Here is a 14,120-nt window from a genome sequence, read left to right as displayed (position 1 = left end):
AGACGAGGCGTCAAGGTCCCGAAAGGGCATCAACAGGAGTCCCGCCATGTCGATTGCCGACGCAAATTGTGAGCCAGGCCGGGTTGGCCGAGCCGCCGCCGTCACGTCGAAGGCTGAACGATTTCGCGCCAATCATCGCTGGAAGGTGCTTGGCATCGGCGTTGCCGCCAATGCCAGTTTCTCCGCCACCTTCGCCGGCATACCGGCGGCGGCGGTGTTTCTGCGGTCGGGCTATCACTTGAGCAATGGCAATCTCGGCCTGGTCCTCGGTCTTCTCGGACTGGGCGTTGCCTTGAGCGAACTGCCCTGGGGTCTGCTCACCGACCGCTGGGGCGATCGCGGCGTGCTATTGACCGGCCTTGGTGCGACAGCGGCGTGGCTCGCCCTGATGGCGTTGTTCATCGTGCCCTCAGTGACCTATGTGCCTGGCGTCGCAATGCTGGCCGCATGCCTTCTGGTCACCGGCCTGCTCGGCGGCAGCGTCAACGGTTCCAGCGGCCGCGCCATCATGGCCTGGTTCCACGAAGGCGAACGTGGCTTTGCCATGAGCATCAGGCAGACCGCGGTGCCGCTCGGCGGCGGGCTCGGCGCGCTGGTCCTGCCGTCGCTGGCATCGGTGCACGGTTTCGCGGCGGTCTTCGGGCTGCTGGCCGCCATGAACGCCGTCTCTGCGCTGTTTGCCTGGCGATGGCTGCACCAGCCGCCGGAACTGGACAATGCCGGCAGCATGGCCATGGCAAAGTCGGGCGGTCCGGCGCCGCTGCGCAATGTCGAGGTCTGGCGCATCGCCACCGCCATCGGCCTGCTCTGCTTTCCGCAAGTGGCGGTGCTCACCTTCGCCTCCGTCTTCCTGCACGATTTCGCCGGCATGGCCACGCTCACGATCAGCGCCAGCCTTGCCGCGGTGCAGACCGGCGCGATGGTGATGCGCGTCTGGAGCGGCCGCTTCACCGACCGCCATGGCAACCGCCGCTGGTTCCTGCGCCTCTGCAGCATGACGAGCGCGCTTGGCTTCGCGGCCGTCGGCCTGCTGGTCCTGGCGGCAGGAGCCACGCCAGACGCCCATGCCGCGTTGATCCCGGCGATCGACGTGCTGCTGGTCGTTGCCGGCATTTCGGTCTCCGCCTGGCATGGCGTCGCCTACACCGAACTCGCCACGCTTGCCGGCGCCAGCCGCGCCGGAACCGCGCTCGGTCTTGCCAACAGCTTCGTCTTCATCGCCTTCTTCGTGGTGCCGACCGCCATTCCGGCATTGCTGCTCATCTGGTCGTGGCCTGGCGTCTGGCTGGTGGGCGCGCTCTGCGCCTTGATTGCATGGCCAATTTTCCTGCGGCCGAACTGACGGGTTGCCGGTCGGCAAACGGCGTCCCATTTCGGGCCGCTTCGGAAAAACACGATCAACCGCGTTAACCCCGCATCAAGGTTAATGCTTCACTTTGGCTCTCCAGTGGCTCAGTGGCGTTTCTGGAGAGTTCCCCGTGCATCGACGTGTCCTGAAGCGGCTGGCCGCCGCCGCCGGTGAGAAAAAACGTTCCTTCGTATCGCCATTGGTCATCGGGCTCGGCATCTGGATCGGCTTTCCGACCGTCGTCGCCTACCAGGACATGGGCAGCTTGATTTCCGGCCTCGAAGCTTCGGGCACCCGCTGGAACTCTTATGTCGAGCGCTCCGTCGCCGGCTCGGTTCATGCCGCCGAAATGCCTTTCATCGATTCCGTCACCACCGGTTCGCTCTCGGGCTCGGGCGTGCGCCTGCCCGGCGTCGGCAAGGTCTCGTTTCGCGGCAAGGGCAATGTCGCCGGCATCACGCCCGACGAGGACCGCATCATGCGCGCCGACAAGAAGGGCCGCATCATCCAGGTCTCGCCGGTGGCGCCGCCGAAGAACTTCAATGCCGGCTCGATCTTTCAGCGCACGTCCTCGCTGCTGCGGCCGAGCATGGACAGCGGCCTGAAGCTCGCCTTCGCCAAGCCCGGCATCAAGGGCAAGGAAATCCAGATCGCCCAGGCCTTCCACACCAATGTGGACAAGAAGCCCGATCCCGGCGTGCCGGCCATGCTTGCCGCCCTCGTCAACAATGACAGACCGGACGTGCTGGCCACCGCCTATGCCCAGGCCGAACCAGATTACGCCAAGGCCTCGCCCTTCGAAGCGCTGCTGCAGGACGAGGAGCCGAGCAGCGGGCGCTTCATTCCGCCGATGGCCAAGGGCGATCATTCGTGGATCCAGAACCCGCTGCCGGCCAGCGTCTTCTCCACGAAGGAGCAGGCCTGCCTTGCCAACAGCATCTATTTCGAGGCGCGCGGCGAATCCGTGCGCGGCCAGGCCGCCGTCGCGCAGGTCATTCTGAACCGAGTCCGCAATCCGGCCTATCCGAACTCGATTTGCGGCGTCGTCTACCAGAACGACAACTGGCTGAACCGCTGCCAGTTCTCCTTCGCCTGCGACGGCCGCAAGAAGCGCATCGAGAGCCCCGCCCACTACAAGACCGCGCAGGACGTCGCGATGGCGGTCACCGCCGGCAAGATCTTCATTCCCGAAGTCGGCTCATCGACCCATTACTACGCCAACTATGTCCATCCGGGCTGGGCGCGCACGATGCAGAAGATGACCAAGATCGGCCTGCATATCTTCTACCGCACGTATGGCGGCGGCTGGAGCTGAGCCCTTCGGCTTGCCTGTCGCAAACGAACCGCAAAGGCCCTGGAAGCCGAAATCGGACAGCGGTCGCCGGACGGATTCGGGGCATGTGCCGACCCGATAGTGCCGGGCACGATGTCGCACCTCGCCAAGTGGTTGATTCCAATAGAAAAAATACATGGCTTTGAAGTCCCGCCCGTGGCTTGACGGGCGCAAACCCTCTAACTATGTTGCCGGCGACTTTAGAAGCGGACGGACGGTGACGGTCTGACCGGGCAGGGGGGTTACGATGGCCGACAAGAACGGGCCAGACGGAACCGGAGAAACCGGCCGCGGCAGCAAGCACGAGGCCGACATCCGCGACGAAGATCTCGAACGCCGCCGGCGTGAGCTTGGAGCATCGCTTGCGACAAGACGGCCGGATCAGCTCGAGGGGAATGACGGCGCGAAAGCGACGGCCGGATATGGCCAGGCGCTCAAGCTGTCCAGCGAGTTCATCGCCGGGATAGTGGTGGGTGTGGGCCTTGGCTGGTTTCTGGATCGCGTGGCGGGAACCTCGCCATGGGGTCTGGTCGTCGGCTTGTTGCTGGGCTTTGGCGCCGGCGTGCTCAATGTCCTGCGTTCGTCAGGTGTTGTGGCGGAATTCGGAAAAAGCGAGAAGTCGCACGATCCGAAAGAATGAAATGGCGCGCCGCCAATGGCGCACAAGGACACTTAAGGCCGCTCGCGGTTTTGACGGGGATGTAAATGGCTGCTGACAAGGTCGATCCGATCCACCAGTTCCATATCGTCAAGCTGATTCCGATCAATATCGGAGGCTATGACCTGTCCTTCACCAATTCGTCCCTGTTCATGGTCGCGACCGTGCTCGTCGCATCGGCGTTTCTGTACCTCTCGACCTCCAGCCGCAGCCTTGTTCCCGGGCGCCTGCAGTCGGTTTCGGAAATGGGCTACGAGTTCGTCTCCAACATGCTGCGCGACGCCGCCGGAACGCAGGGCATGAAGTTCTTCCCCTTCGTGTTCTCGTTGTTCATGTTCGTACTGGTCGCCAACCTGCTTGGCCTTTTCCCGTACTTCTTCACCGTCACCAGCCACATCATCGTCACCTTCGGCCTCGCAGCCCTGGTGATCGGAACCGTCGTTGTCTACGGCTTCACGAAGCACGGTCTGGGTTTCCTCAAGCTCTTCGTGCCGCATGGCGTTCCGGTGTTCCTGCTGCCACTGGTGGTGCTGATCGAAGTGATCTCCTTCGTGTCGCGCCCGGTCAGCCTCTCGGTTCGTCTGTTCGCCAACATGCTGGCCGGCCACATCACACTGAAGGTGTTTTCGGGCTTCGTCGTCAGCCTGAGCGCGCTCGGCGCCGTCGGCGTTGCCGGTTCGGTGTTGCCGCTGGCCATGGCAGTCGCGCTGACCGCGCTGGAATTGCTGGTCGCTTTCCTGCAGGCCTACGTCTTTGCGGTGCTGACCTGCATGTATCTGAACGACGCCCTGCATCCCGGGCACTGACCTAGAATTTCCGGCATCTTTCGCCGGATGGAATTGCAACGAATTACAGATCCAAAGGAGTTTAAAATGGACGCAGAAGCAGCAAAGTACATCGGCGCCGGTATCGCTTGCCTGGGCATGGGCGGCGCGGGCATTGGCCTCGGCAACATCTTCGGCAGCTACCTGGCGGGCGCCCTGCGCAATCCGTCGGCCGCCGATGGCCAGTTCGGCCGCCTGATTTTCGGCTTCGCCGTGACCGAAGCTCTGGGCATTTTCTCGCTTCTCATCGCGCTTCTCGCCCTGTTCGGCTGAGCCCCTGTTCGGCCAATATCGGTCGGACGAGCATTGGGAAGAATTGGCTGGCCGCATTCCTGCGGCCATGCCTGATATCAGGGGATAGTCCATGTTCGTGACATCTGCGTTTGCGCAAGAGTCCGCACCCGCCGCTGAAGGCGCCCATACCGGTACGGAAGGCGGCACGCATTCCGGCGCCGGCGTGCCTGCCGAGGCGCACGGCACGTTCCCGCCATTCGATCCGGCGACGTTTCCGTCCCAGCTTCTGTGGCTGGCGATCACGTTCGGGCTGTTCTATCTGTTCCTGAAGAAGGTGGTGATGCCGCGCCTTGGCGGCATCATCGACGTCCGCAGCGATCGCATCACGCAGGACCTCGACCAGGCCGCCAGGCTGAAGGGCGAGGCCGACGCCGCCGTTGCCGCTTACGAGCAGGAACTTGCGGAAGCCAAGGCCAAGGCCAACGCGATAGGCCAGCAGGCCAACGACGCTGCCAAGGCTGAAGCCGAGGCTGCCCGCAAGAAGGTCGAGGCCGCCCTCGACAAGAAGCTCGGCGAGGCCGAGGCCAGCATTGCTTCCATCAAGGCCAACGCCATGAAGGAAGTCGGCACGATTGCCGAGGACACCGCTTCAGCCATCGTCGATGCGCTTGTCGGCGGCAAGACGAGCAAGGCCGAGATCTCGGCTGCGGTCAAATCCGTGGCCCGGTGAGGAGCACATCATGGACGCCACATCTCTCGCAACGCTCTGGGCAACAGTTGCCCTCGTCATTTTCCTCGGCGTTGCCGTTTACATCAAGGTGCCAGGCCTGATCGCCAAGTCGCTCGACGCCCGTGCGACCAAGATCAGCGACGAGCTTGCGGAAGCCCGCCGGTTGCGCGAAGAGGCCCAGCAACTGCTCGGCCAATACCAGAAGAAGCGCAAGGAAGCAGAGCAGGAGGCCGCAGCCATCGTCGCTGCCGCCAAGCGCGAGGCCGACATGCTTGCCGCCGAGGCGCACAAGAAGACCGAAGACTATGTCACCCGCCGCACCGCGCTTGCCGAGCAGAAGATCGGCCAGGCCGAGCGCGAAGCCGTCGCCGAAGTGCGCGCCAGCGCCGTCGACATCGCCGTCGAGGCGGCCCGCACGCTGCTTGCCGGCAAGATCGACGCCAAGGCCGGCGCCGACCTGTTCAAGTCCGCGCTGCAGGACGTGAAGGCCAGGCTGAACTGAGCGGGGTAACTCGCTGACATCAAGCCGCCCGGGCAACCTGGCGGCTTTTTTGTTGAGCGCGGACAATCTCCCCCCTTGAGGGGGAGATGTCGCCAAAGGCGACAGAGGGGGTCGGTGCGACCGGGCGCGACGCATTCTGCTGCGAAGAAGGGCTGGCGCTTCACGCGCGGCGACCCCCCTCTGGCCTGCCGGCCATCTCCCCCTCAAGGGGGGAGATTAGCTGTCCAACCCGACAAACCCTTCTTCCTCAACCACCTCAACTCCACCCAGCCTGAACGGCGCGAATGACGCCCGGTGCAGCCTTGCCACCGGACCATGCGCTTCGATCGCGGTGCGGTGCCGCACGGTGGCGTAGCCCATGTGGACTTCGAACCCGTAGCGTTCGTGGTGGCTGCCGCAGCCGCACATCATGCGGTCGCGCATCACCTTGGCGACGATCGAGGCGGCGGCGATCGATTGCGAGCGCTGGTCGCCCTTGATCAGCGCGCGGCCTTCGCAGAGGAGGCCCGGCGGCACATCGCGGCCATCGGCCAGCGCCAGCTTCGCCTGGATCGGCAGGCCGGCAAGGGCGCGGCGCATGGCTTCCAGGCTGGCCTTGAGGATATTGCTGCCGTCAATGCCTTCGGCGCTGACCGAGGCCATCGACACGCCGAGCGCTGACCCCAGGATTTTCAGGAACAGCGCCTCGCGCTGCAAATGGTTGAGCCGTTTGGAATCGTCTAGCCCGTCGGGAATGTTGGCGGGATCGAGGATCACCGCCGCCGCCACCACCGGCCCGGCCAGCGGACCGCGGCCGGCCTCGTCCATGCCTGCCACCGGCCACAGGCCTTCAGCCATCGCCTTCGTCTCGAAGGAGAAGTCGGGCTTTTCGACGATTTCTAAAAGAAGCGGAGAATCGGAACGCGCGCGAGCCATGTTGCGGCGAGGTTCGCATCGGCTCCGATTCTCCGCAAGTCCCTCCAGGGTCGAGTGGGGCAAGACCGGGAGGGCACCGTCTGCAGGCCGGGGGACAGGCCGGACGGGATTCTTGGGTCGCCTGCCAACCACGAGGGCAGGGCAGGCGCTACTCTCAGAGCAGCATCAGCTGCTCGGTCGCCTTGGCGGCGGCGACAAACTGGTCGGTTCGGAGCGTGCGCCGCTCGGCGTTGAGGCCGAGCCGCTTGGCCGTGATCTCGAAGCGCCGGCCGATCTGCCAGGCATAGGGGCCGGCGCCTTTCATCCGCTTGCCCCATTCCGAATCATAGTCCTTGCCGTCGCGCATCGAACGGATCAGCGACATCACGTGCCGGTAGCGGTCGGGATAATGGCGCAGCAGCCAGTCCTTGAAGATCGGCGCCACCTCGAGCGGCAGGCGCAGGATGACATAGCCGGCCTCGCGGGCGCCTGCGGCGCGTGCCGAATCGAGGATGCGCTCCATCTCCTGGTCGGTCAGGCCGGGAATGATCGGCGCCACCATGACAGAGGCCGGGATGCCGGCATCGGAAAGCTGCCGGATTGCCTCAAGCCGCTTGGTCGGCGTCGACGCGCGTGGCTCCATGGTGCGCGCCAGCATGCGGTCCATCGTCGTCACCGACAGCGCCACCTTGGCCAAGCCCCGTTCGGCCATGCGCGACAAGATGTCGATGTCGCGCGTCACCAGATGGGATTTGGTGACGATGCCGACCGGATGGCCGCGCGCCTCCAGCACTTCGAGGATCTCGCGCATGATCCGGTATTGTTTCTCGATCGGCTGGTAGGGATCGGTGTTGGTGCCGATCGCGATGGTGCGCGGCTGATAGCCATCCTTCGACAGTTCCTTGTCGAGCAGCCGCGCCGCATCCGGCTTGGCAAACAGCTTCGCTTCGAAATCCAGCCCCGGCGACAGGCCCATGAAGGAATGCGTCGGCCGGGCGAAACAATAGACGCAGCCATGCTCGCAGCCGCGATAGGGGTTGATCGAGCGGTCGAAGGAAATGTCGGGCGATTCGTTGCGGGTGATGATGGTGCGCGGCTTCTCGACCTGCACTTCGGTCTTGAACGGCGGCAATTCCTCCAGCGAATTCCAGCCGTCGTCGAACACATGCCGGCTGACCGGCTCGAACCGGCCGGACGGGTTGATGCCCGCGGAACGGCCGCGGTTGCGATCCGGACGGACGCGCATGCCGCTCTGTTCGATCATCGCATTGGCCATCTCGGCTCGCCCTGCTCCGAAAGCAGCAATGTCCGCACGCACGATATGTTCCATTTTGGCCCTTTCCCAAGGACTGTCGGCTGGCTGTCGAATCGCTCTGTTCATGAAAATAATCCTATTTCGCTGATGAGAACAAAGCAAGAACTTTTTCGTTGGGCCATGCAAAACTGGCGCTGCGCCGGGCTTTCCGCTATTCGGCTAAAAATGCTCAGCGTTCTCATCGAAACCCGGGATGACGAAGAAGGCCTTGCCCGCACGCTCGCCTCGTTGATCGGCGGCGCGGTCGAGGGCGTGGTGCGCGATGTCATCGTCTGCGACACCGGCTCGACCGACCAGACGCATCGGGTTGCCGATCATGCCGGCTGCCACTTCGTGGCCGGCGGCATTGCCGCGGGAATCAGGCAGGCGAAGGGTGACTGGCTGCTGTTTCTGGAACCCGGCGCAAGGCTGGCGGAGGGCTGGATCGACGACGTTGTCGCTCACACGGCGCGGCAAACCATGCCGGCGCGCTTTTGCCGTGCGCGCGGCAGCCGCACGCCGTTCCTGTCACGGGTGTTTTCGGGCAACCGGGCGCTGGCCGAAGGGCTGGTCATCAGCAAGCGCCAGGCCGCTGCCCTGTCGAAGAACGCGCACAGCGCCGAAGCCCTTGCGCGCGGTCTCGCCACCAGGCGGCTCGACGCCGAAATCTGGCTGGCGCCGAAGAAGTGATGTTTCTTCCTTTTCCCAGTTCACGGGGAGAAGGTGCCCGAAGGGCGGATGAGGGGCAGCGTCGGCGTCTCATCCGCATTGGCACGGTCGCAGCACCATCCCTCTTTTTCGCCGCAAAAAGCTATTGTGCATTGCACAAAAGCTGACGCGGGATTAGCATTCCGTTGATGCGGGATATCGGGGTTTGGGTAGTGCCGGAGCGGTAAGCAAGCGCCGCGTCGTCGTTGCTGCCGTTCATATCTGAGGACCCCGATGAACCTTTCGTCCCCTGACAAATCCGGCGCCCCCAGTCTGGAAGCCATTGCCCGCAACGGCAGCCTGCTCCGCCGCATTGCGGTGCGTATCCCGACCTATCTGTCCGACCTGCGCGAAAATCCCGCATGGCTGCCGATGTTCGTGCTTGCCCGCACCATGCCGGCGCGCAAACTGCACTGGCTTGGCGCCAAAGCCGCGCGCCCCGCGCAGAGTGCCGGAGCGACGATGTTCAGGGGCGTCGACCTCAAGTCGATCGTCGCGGCGCTGCGCGCCGATGGCCTGTTCTCCGGACTGGTCCTTCCGCAGGCAATCCACGAAGAGATCGCCAGCTTTGCTCAGAGCACGCCGTGCTTCGGCAATTTCGACCGCCGGCTCGAATTCATGCCCGGAGAACACGCAGAAGCCGAGAAGCGGTTCGGCCGCTCTTTGCTCAGCGGACACTATTTCGAGCGCATCCTCGGCTGCAAGGCGGCACTCGCCATCCAGAACGACCCGCTGCTGCTCGACATCGCCCAGCACTATCTGGGCGGGCAGGCAAAGCTGATCACCACGCGTGTCTGGTGGAGCTTTCCGACCGGCGAGGCTTCCGACGCCGACAAGAACCTTGCCTCGCTCGGCAAATATCATTTCGATCTCGACGACTGGCGGATGCTGAAATTCTTCTTCTATCTCAAGCCCTGCGATGCCGGCACCGGCCCGCATGTCTATGTCAAAGCCAGCCACAACAGGCGCAGCCTCAAGCACCAGCTGACGCTGCTGGTCGGCCATCCGGCGCAAGACGTGCTCAAGGTCTATGGCGACGACAGCCCGGTCACGCTGACCGGCGAGGCCGGCCTCGGCTTCGTCGAGGACCCGTTCGGCTTCCACATGGGCACCGTGCCGTCCACCACGCCACGGCTGATGATGGAGGTCGGCTTCGGCGTCTCGCCGCCCTCGCGCCGCCGCTTCCACGGCGAGCCGGTCATCCGCTGACGCCGGAGCGGATCTCGACCGGCATCCAGCGCGCTTGCCGCCGGGCAATGCGACCCTCTTTGTTCTCGGCATCATAGTCCATTGGGACCGGCTCGCGGTTGAACCGCGGCCGGTCATCCAGCGCATTGACGATGACGATCGCTCTCGGTTCGCCGTCGGTGGTCACAGCAGCGACATAGACGCCGCAGTCCCGGCAGATGAGATAATCGGCGGTGCGCAATCCGAACCGGTATCGGTGCAGCCGCGCCTCGTCCTCGACCGAGACGATCAATCGGCCCTGCGGATCGGCAGCGGCGCGCGAACCATGCCGGACACAGAACGCGCACTGGCAGGCGCGGATCTCCACCTCGGCCGGCTCGATTCCCGTTTCGAACGTCAGGTGGATGTTGCCGCAATGGCAGCCGCCGCGGTGCGCGCTCATTGGATCTCTTCCGTCTTGACTTGGCGACAGACTATCCGCCCGACGACCCGGAGGAAATGACCTCTCGAAGGCGCAGCCGCCATTCTGCCTGACAAAGGCAGCACTTGGCCGGCTTTGCCTTGGTTTACGAGGCGGCCTTGCCGCGCCGCAAATGCTCGTCCAGGCGCGGCATGATCTCGACGAAGTTGCAGGGCATGTGGCGGTAGTCGAGCTGCGGTTTCAGGATGCCGTCCCAGGCGTCCCTGCAGGCGCCGGGCGAGCCCGGCAGCACGAAGACGAAGGTGGCGTTGACGACGCCGCCCGTCGCCCGACTCTGCACTGTCGAGGTGCCGATCTTGTCGTAGGAAATGCGGTGGAACACTTCGGAAAAGCCATCCATGCGCTTCTCGAAGATCGGCTCCAACGCCTCCGGCGTCACGTCGCGGCCGGTAAAACCGGTGCCGCCGGTGGTGATGACGACATCGATGTCTTCGTCGCGCGACCAGCCCAGCACCTTGTCGCGGATTTTCTCCCGGTCGTCGGTGACGATGTCGCGCGCGGCCAGGACATGGCCGGCCTCGACGATGCGATCGGCCAGCGTCCGCCCTGATTTGTCGTCGGCAAGGCTGCGCGTATCGGACACCGTCAGCACCGCGATGCGCACCGGGATGAACAGGCGGCTTTCGTCAATTTTGGTCATCGGCCCCCTCTGAAGCGATGCTTCGTGTCGCGGCGACAAACCACTCCGGTTCGCGGCTGCGGATCTCGGCGGCGGCGCGCTTGGCGACATTGCCGGTCTCGAACAGCCCGAAGCATGTCGCGCCGGAGCCCGACATGCGCGAGAATCCAGATCCGGCCCTGTTCAGCAGGGAAAGCGCTCTGCCGATGGGCGGCTGTATTGCTTGCGCCGGTTCCTCAAGATCGTTGCGGGTGATCTCCAGCCAATTGCGGACGCCGTGGAAATCGAAACCGCGCGGCAGCGGCGGCAGTCCTTCATTGTCGCGTTTTTCAAGTGCATTGAACACATCGGGCGTCGAGACGGCGACGCCGGGATTGACCAGCACCAAAGCGAGCGCCGGAAAATCCGGCACCAGCGACAGCTCGTCGCCGACGCCACGCGCAACCAGCGGTTTTGCCGCAAGACACATCGGCACGTCGGCGCCGAGCGTGAGACCGATCCGGCTCAGTTCGGCCTCGCCGATGTCGAGCCCCCAGGTCCGGACAAGACCCTGCAATACCGCCGCCGCGTCGCTCGAGCCGCCGCCGACCCCGGATGCGACCGGCAGGTTCTTTTCCAGCCGGATGGCAACCGGCGGCGTGCTCTGCTGGCCGGCCTGCCTGCGCAGCGCCTCGCGCGCCTTCACCACCAGATTGCTGTCGTCGATCGGCACGGAAGTCGCGTAACGGCCCGATACGGAGAACCGGTCGGCGTCGGCAGGCTCGATCTCGACCCTGTCGCCGAAGCGGGTGAAAACGACCAGGCTCTCGAGCAGATGATACCCGTCGGCGCGCCTGCCGCTGACGTGCAGCGCCAGATTTATCTTGGCGGGCGCAAGCCACGTCCGGGCTGCGGCATCCAAACTGTCGGCTGCTGACGGGATGATGCTCAGTCCTTGGCCAGGCGGTATTCGCCGGTCTTGGGATCCTGGACCAGCGTGCCGTTGGTGCCGTTGGCTGCCTGCTTTTCGGTGCGCCGCACCTTGGCGGTCACACGTTCGGCCTCGCGGACGAAGGTGCGGTAGCCGAAATAAGCGGCTGCGCCGACAACTGCGAAGAAAATGATCTGTGGCATTTCAAAGCTCCTCCCTCGCAAGGCGGCAAGGCAGACTGTCAAGCCCTCATGCTAGACGCTTTCCCTGCTTTTTCAAAGCCCGAAGCGAGCCCACAATGCGCGCTCTTCCGCCGCATCGATCACGCCGCTTGCGGCGGCGGCGGCAATATCGGGCGCTGAAAAGTTCGAGCCGAACAGGCCGATGCGGCCAAACAGGCCACGCGGCGCGGTGACCAGCCTGAGCTGGGTTTTCGCGCCGAAGCGGGTTTTCAGTACCGTGCGCATGTCGCTCAACGCATCGACGAGGCCAAGCTCCAGCCCTTTCTTGCCGGTCCAGAACAGGCCGGTGAACAGGTCCGGATCGTCCTTCAGCTTGGTGCCACGGCGTTCCCTGACCAGGTCGATGAAGGTCTCGTGCACTTCCAGCTGCAGCGCCTTCAGGCGCTCGACGTCTTCCCTCTTCTCCGGCTTGAACGGGTCGAGCACCGCCTTGTTCTGGCCGGCGGTGTGGACACGGCGCTCGACACCGATCTTCTTCATCAACTCGGGAAAGCCGAACGAGGCCGAGACGACACCAATCGAACCGACGATGGAGGACGGATCGGCAAAGATCTCGTCGCCGGCGACCGCGATCATGTAGCCGCCCGAGGCCGCCACATCCTCGACGAAGACCAGCACCTTCTTGTTCTTCTCGACCGCGAGGTCACGGATGCGCTTGAAGATCAGCCGCGACTGCACCGGCGAGCCGCCAGGCGAATTGATCGAAATGGCGACGGCGGGCGCATCGAACAGGAACGCCTTTTCGATGAGGGCGGCGGTGGACGCCAAGGACAGGCTCGGCCGGAACGGGCCGCCGCCGGCCATGATGGTGCCATGCAGCCTGATGACGGGAATGGTGACGACGCTGGATCGCCAGGATTTCGGCAGCAGGCGGTTGAAAAGGCGTTTCACGAGGTGGCTGTCTCCAAATGGCTTCAACGCATGTAGGGATTTGCCGGTCAACGGCAATGCTGCAATCCATCTCAGCCAACTGTGTGCCGGTTTTGCGGCAACGACACTGACGGGCCTAAATCAATCGCCAAACAGCGACGCCAGTCCGTTGTTGATCATCTCGGTTCGTTCCGACGGGCCGTCGCCCGTTTGCCCATGCAGCATCAAAGGCTGGCGGATCGACAGCTTGCCGCGCGCGCCGAGCGCTGCCCTGACGACAATGCGGATTGCGGCTGCTTCCGGGCGCGGATGCACGGCCAGCATCTCGGCGTCGCCGAAGCGGCCCGACAGCGCATGGAGGAGGTCGCCAAGCTGTTCCGGCCGCGCAATGACGGCCAGGCCCCCGCGCGGCTTGGCGACGGCAGCCGCACTCCGGATCCAGCTTTCGAACAGCCCGTCGTCCATGACATGCGCCTGCCGCCGCAGCGGATCGGGCGTGGCGCGGTCTTGCGCCGCGTTGAAGGGCGGGTTCATGATGACGAAATCGAAGGAATTGTCGGCAAGGCCGGCTTGCGTCCGCGCCCGGCCCGACAGCGTGACGTCGGCGGTCAGCACCGAGGCGCGATTGCCGAGATGCGCATTGCCGGGATGGGCGAGCGTGGTTGTGGCGAAGCCTGCCATCTCGGTCGACCGTTCGACGAGCACGACCTGCGCCTCTGGGCAGCGCGACAGCACGGCAAGACCCGCCGCACCGGCGCCGGCGCCGAAATCGGCGAGGCGTCCAGCAAAGCCGGATGGAACTGCTGCCGCCAGCATCATGGCATCCATCCCGGCGCGATGCCCTGTCCTGGGCTGGACCAGCCAGAAGCGGCCGCGATGGAAGGCATCGACCGTATGGGCCGGCGTATCGCTGGTAAGCGCGCTCGCTTCAGCCATTATGTCTGGCGGATTTCGTTCTCGATGCCGGCGTCTTTCAAGATGCGCCGCGCCTGATCGGCCTGGACGGCATCGACCATCACGCGCTTCTGCAAAAGACCGATCGACCCTTCGAGAATGCTCATGTTCTGGTCGGCGACGAAGCAGGCGATCCCGGCATCGCGCATCAGCGATTCGACGAAGGAGATGATCACGGCATCGTTGGTGCGCACGAGTTCTATCATCGGACGAAGTTCGCAGGTTGCAGCGTTGATGTAAACGCCGGAGCATGGCGCCGAAAAGTGTGGAGCGGTTTCCGGGCAACGGCATGCGGTCGCTAAGGTTGACACGCCGTCACCGCAGCCGCGCC

At 64.4% G+C, this 14,120-nt stretch carries 18 protein-coding genes; 9 read left to right on the top strand and 9 right to left on the bottom strand.

The features are described from left to right. The first annotated feature begins 46 nt into the window (after positions 1-46). The 7 genes from NLY43_RS08715 (at position 47) to NLY43_RS08685 (ending at position 5,629) form a co-directional block, all read left to right on the top strand. Positions 47-1,342, top strand: coding sequence for an MFS transporter (locus NLY43_RS08715; protein ID WP_023709901.1), 1,296 nt, complete (start codon positions 47-49; stop codon positions 1,340-1,342). A gap of 136 nt (positions 1,343-1,478) precedes the next feature. Continuing rightward, entirely contained in the window at positions 1,479-2,663 is a 1,185-nt protein-coding gene (locus tag NLY43_RS08710) for a cell wall hydrolase (protein ID WP_023709900.1), read from the top strand. 265 nt (positions 2,664-2,928) lie between these two features. Then, a complete protein-coding gene (locus NLY43_RS08705) occupies positions 2,929-3,321 on the top strand; it encodes an AtpZ/AtpI family protein (protein ID WP_023668486.1) in 393 nt (130 codons plus the stop codon). A 65-nt stretch (positions 3,322-3,386) separates the two neighbouring features. Beyond that, positions 3,387-4,145: a F0F1 ATP synthase subunit A gene (locus NLY43_RS08700; RefSeq protein WP_023668485.1), complete on the top strand. Its 759-nt coding sequence runs from the start codon at positions 3,387-3,389 to the stop codon at positions 4,143-4,145. A 66-nt stretch (positions 4,146-4,211) separates the two neighbouring features. After that, positions 4,212-4,436 carry a F0F1 ATP synthase subunit C gene (locus NLY43_RS08695; RefSeq protein WP_006206606.1) on the top strand — a complete coding sequence of 75 codons (225 nt, stop codon included), beginning with the start codon at positions 4,212-4,214 and terminating at the stop codon, positions 4,434-4,436. A 91-nt stretch (positions 4,437-4,527) separates the two neighbouring features. Continuing rightward, entirely contained in the window at positions 4,528-5,127 is a 600-nt protein-coding gene (locus NLY43_RS08690; RefSeq protein WP_023668484.1) for a F0F1 ATP synthase subunit B, read from the top strand. Between the two features lie 10 nt (positions 5,128-5,137). Continuing rightward, positions 5,138-5,629 (top strand): F0F1 ATP synthase subunit B, encoded by a 492-nt coding sequence (locus tag NLY43_RS08685; RefSeq protein WP_023668483.1) that lies wholly within the window; start codon positions 5,138-5,140, stop codon positions 5,627-5,629. Positions 5,630-5,845: 216 nt separating this feature from the next. On the opposite strand, the gene rnhB is transcribed toward NLY43_RS08685, so the two are convergent. Continuing rightward, positions 5,846-6,544, bottom strand: coding sequence for a ribonuclease HII (gene rnhB, locus NLY43_RS08680; RefSeq protein ID WP_023687104.1), 699 nt, complete (start codon positions 6,542-6,544; stop codon positions 5,846-5,848). Between the two features lie 154 nt (positions 6,545-6,698). Beyond that, positions 6,699-7,853 (bottom strand): PA0069 family radical SAM protein, encoded by a 1,155-nt coding sequence (locus NLY43_RS08675; protein WP_023684378.1) that lies wholly within the window; start codon positions 7,851-7,853, stop codon positions 6,699-6,701. Positions 7,854-8,003: 150 nt separating this feature from the next. Between NLY43_RS08675 and NLY43_RS08670 the strand changes: the two genes are divergently transcribed. Both NLY43_RS08670 and NLY43_RS08665 read left to right on the top strand, forming a co-directional pair. Beyond that, positions 8,004-8,507 carry a glycosyltransferase gene (locus tag NLY43_RS08670; RefSeq protein ID WP_023687105.1) on the top strand — a complete coding sequence of 168 codons (504 nt, stop codon included), beginning with the start codon at positions 8,004-8,006 and terminating at the stop codon, positions 8,505-8,507. Positions 8,508-8,759: 252 nt separating this feature from the next. After that, the gene (locus NLY43_RS08665; protein WP_023709899.1) at positions 8,760-9,734 is read left to right on the top strand and encodes a hypothetical protein; all 975 of its coding nucleotides are present in this window, start codon (positions 8,760-8,762) and stop codon (positions 9,732-9,734) included. On the opposite strand, the gene NLY43_RS08660 is transcribed toward NLY43_RS08665, so the two are convergent. From NLY43_RS08660 to NLY43_RS08630, 7 genes are all read right to left on the bottom strand, one after another. Then, positions 9,724-10,155, bottom strand: a complete 432-nt coding sequence (locus tag NLY43_RS08660) for a GFA family protein (RefSeq protein ID WP_023709898.1) — start codon at positions 10,153-10,155, stop codon at positions 9,724-9,726. The two genes, NLY43_RS08665 and NLY43_RS08660, sit on opposite strands and share 11 nt — an antisense overlap. A 124-nt stretch (positions 10,156-10,279) precedes the next feature. Beyond that, the gene (gene moaB / locus NLY43_RS08655) at positions 10,280-10,834 is read right to left on the bottom strand and encodes a molybdenum cofactor biosynthesis protein B (protein ID WP_023709897.1); all 555 of its coding nucleotides are present in this window, start codon (positions 10,832-10,834) and stop codon (positions 10,280-10,282) included. Continuing rightward, on the bottom strand, positions 10,821-11,714 hold the full coding sequence (locus NLY43_RS08650) for a 4-(cytidine 5'-diphospho)-2-C-methyl-D-erythritol kinase (protein WP_023709896.1): 894 nt from the start codon (positions 11,712-11,714) through the stop codon (positions 10,821-10,823). Before NLY43_RS08650 ends, moaB begins: the two co-directional genes overlap by 14 nt. A gap of 26 nt (positions 11,715-11,740) precedes the next feature. After that, positions 11,741-11,926, bottom strand: coding sequence for a membrane protein (locus NLY43_RS08645; protein ID WP_023668475.1), 186 nt, complete (start codon positions 11,924-11,926; stop codon positions 11,741-11,743). 72 nt (positions 11,927-11,998) lie between these two features. Next, positions 11,999-12,856 carry a S49 family peptidase gene (locus tag NLY43_RS08640; protein WP_023668474.1) on the bottom strand — a complete coding sequence of 286 codons (858 nt, stop codon included), beginning with the start codon at positions 12,854-12,856 and terminating at the stop codon, positions 11,999-12,001. A 120-nt stretch (positions 12,857-12,976) separates the two neighbouring features. Further along, entirely contained in the window at positions 12,977-13,771 is a 795-nt protein-coding gene (locus NLY43_RS08635) for a tRNA1(Val) (adenine(37)-N6)-methyltransferase (RefSeq protein ID WP_023668473.1), read from the bottom strand. After that, complete coding sequence (locus tag NLY43_RS08630; RefSeq protein ID WP_023668472.1) at positions 13,771-13,995, bottom strand: putative signal transducing protein; 225 nt, start codon at positions 13,993-13,995, stop codon at positions 13,771-13,773. Before NLY43_RS08630 ends, NLY43_RS08635 begins: the two co-directional genes overlap by 1 nt. Positions 13,996-14,120: the final 125 nt, after the last annotated feature.

The organism is Mesorhizobium sp. C416B (assembly GCF_030323165.1).
GTDB lineage: Bacteria > Pseudomonadota > Alphaproteobacteria > Rhizobiales > Rhizobiaceae > Mesorhizobium.
Note: the sequence above shows the minus strand (reverse complement) of the source record. Positions and strands in the feature narration are given on the sequence as shown.

Coding starts and splice junctions, on each gene's coding strand:
- NLY43_RS08715 (WP_023709901.1), top strand. CDS start 47: ATGTCGATTGCCGACGCAAATTGTGAGCCAGGCCGGGTTGGCCGAGCC.
- NLY43_RS08705 (WP_023668486.1), top strand. CDS start 2,929: ATGGCCGACAAGAACGGGCCAGACGGAACCGGAGAAACCGGCCGCGGC.
- NLY43_RS08700 (WP_023668485.1), top strand. CDS start 3,387: ATGGCTGCTGACAAGGTCGATCCGATCCACCAGTTCCATATCGTCAAG.
- NLY43_RS08695 (WP_006206606.1), top strand. CDS start 4,212: ATGGACGCAGAAGCAGCAAAGTACATCGGCGCCGGTATCGCTTGCCTG.
- NLY43_RS08690 (WP_023668484.1), top strand. CDS start 4,528: ATGTTCGTGACATCTGCGTTTGCGCAAGAGTCCGCACCCGCCGCTGAA.
- NLY43_RS08685 (WP_023668483.1), top strand. CDS start 5,138: ATGGACGCCACATCTCTCGCAACGCTCTGGGCAACAGTTGCCCTCGTC.
- rnhB (WP_023687104.1), bottom strand. CDS start 6,544: ATGGCTCGCGCGCGTTCCGATTCTCCGCTTCTTTTAGAAATCGTCGAA.
- NLY43_RS08675 (WP_023684378.1), bottom strand. CDS start 7,853: ATGGAACATATCGTGCGTGCGGACATTGCTGCTTTCGGAGCAGGGCGA.
- NLY43_RS08670 (WP_023687105.1), top strand. CDS start 8,004: ATGCTCAGCGTTCTCATCGAAACCCGGGATGACGAAGAAGGCCTTGCC.
- NLY43_RS08665 (WP_023709899.1), top strand. CDS start 8,760: ATGAACCTTTCGTCCCCTGACAAATCCGGCGCCCCCAGTCTGGAAGCC.
- NLY43_RS08660 (WP_023709898.1), bottom strand. CDS start 10,155: ATGAGCGCGCACCGCGGCGGCTGCCATTGCGGCAACATCCACCTGACG.
- moaB (WP_023709897.1), bottom strand. CDS start 10,834: ATGACCAAAATTGACGAAAGCCGCCTGTTCATCCCGGTGCGCATCGCG.
- NLY43_RS08645 (WP_023668475.1), bottom strand. CDS start 11,926: ATGCCACAGATCATTTTCTTCGCAGTTGTCGGCGCAGCCGCTTATTTC.
- NLY43_RS08635 (WP_023668473.1), bottom strand. CDS start 13,771: ATGGCTGAAGCGAGCGCGCTTACCAGCGATACGCCGGCCCATACGGTC.
- NLY43_RS08630 (WP_023668472.1), bottom strand. CDS start 13,995: ATGATAGAACTCGTGCGCACCAACGATGCCGTGATCATCTCCTTCGTC.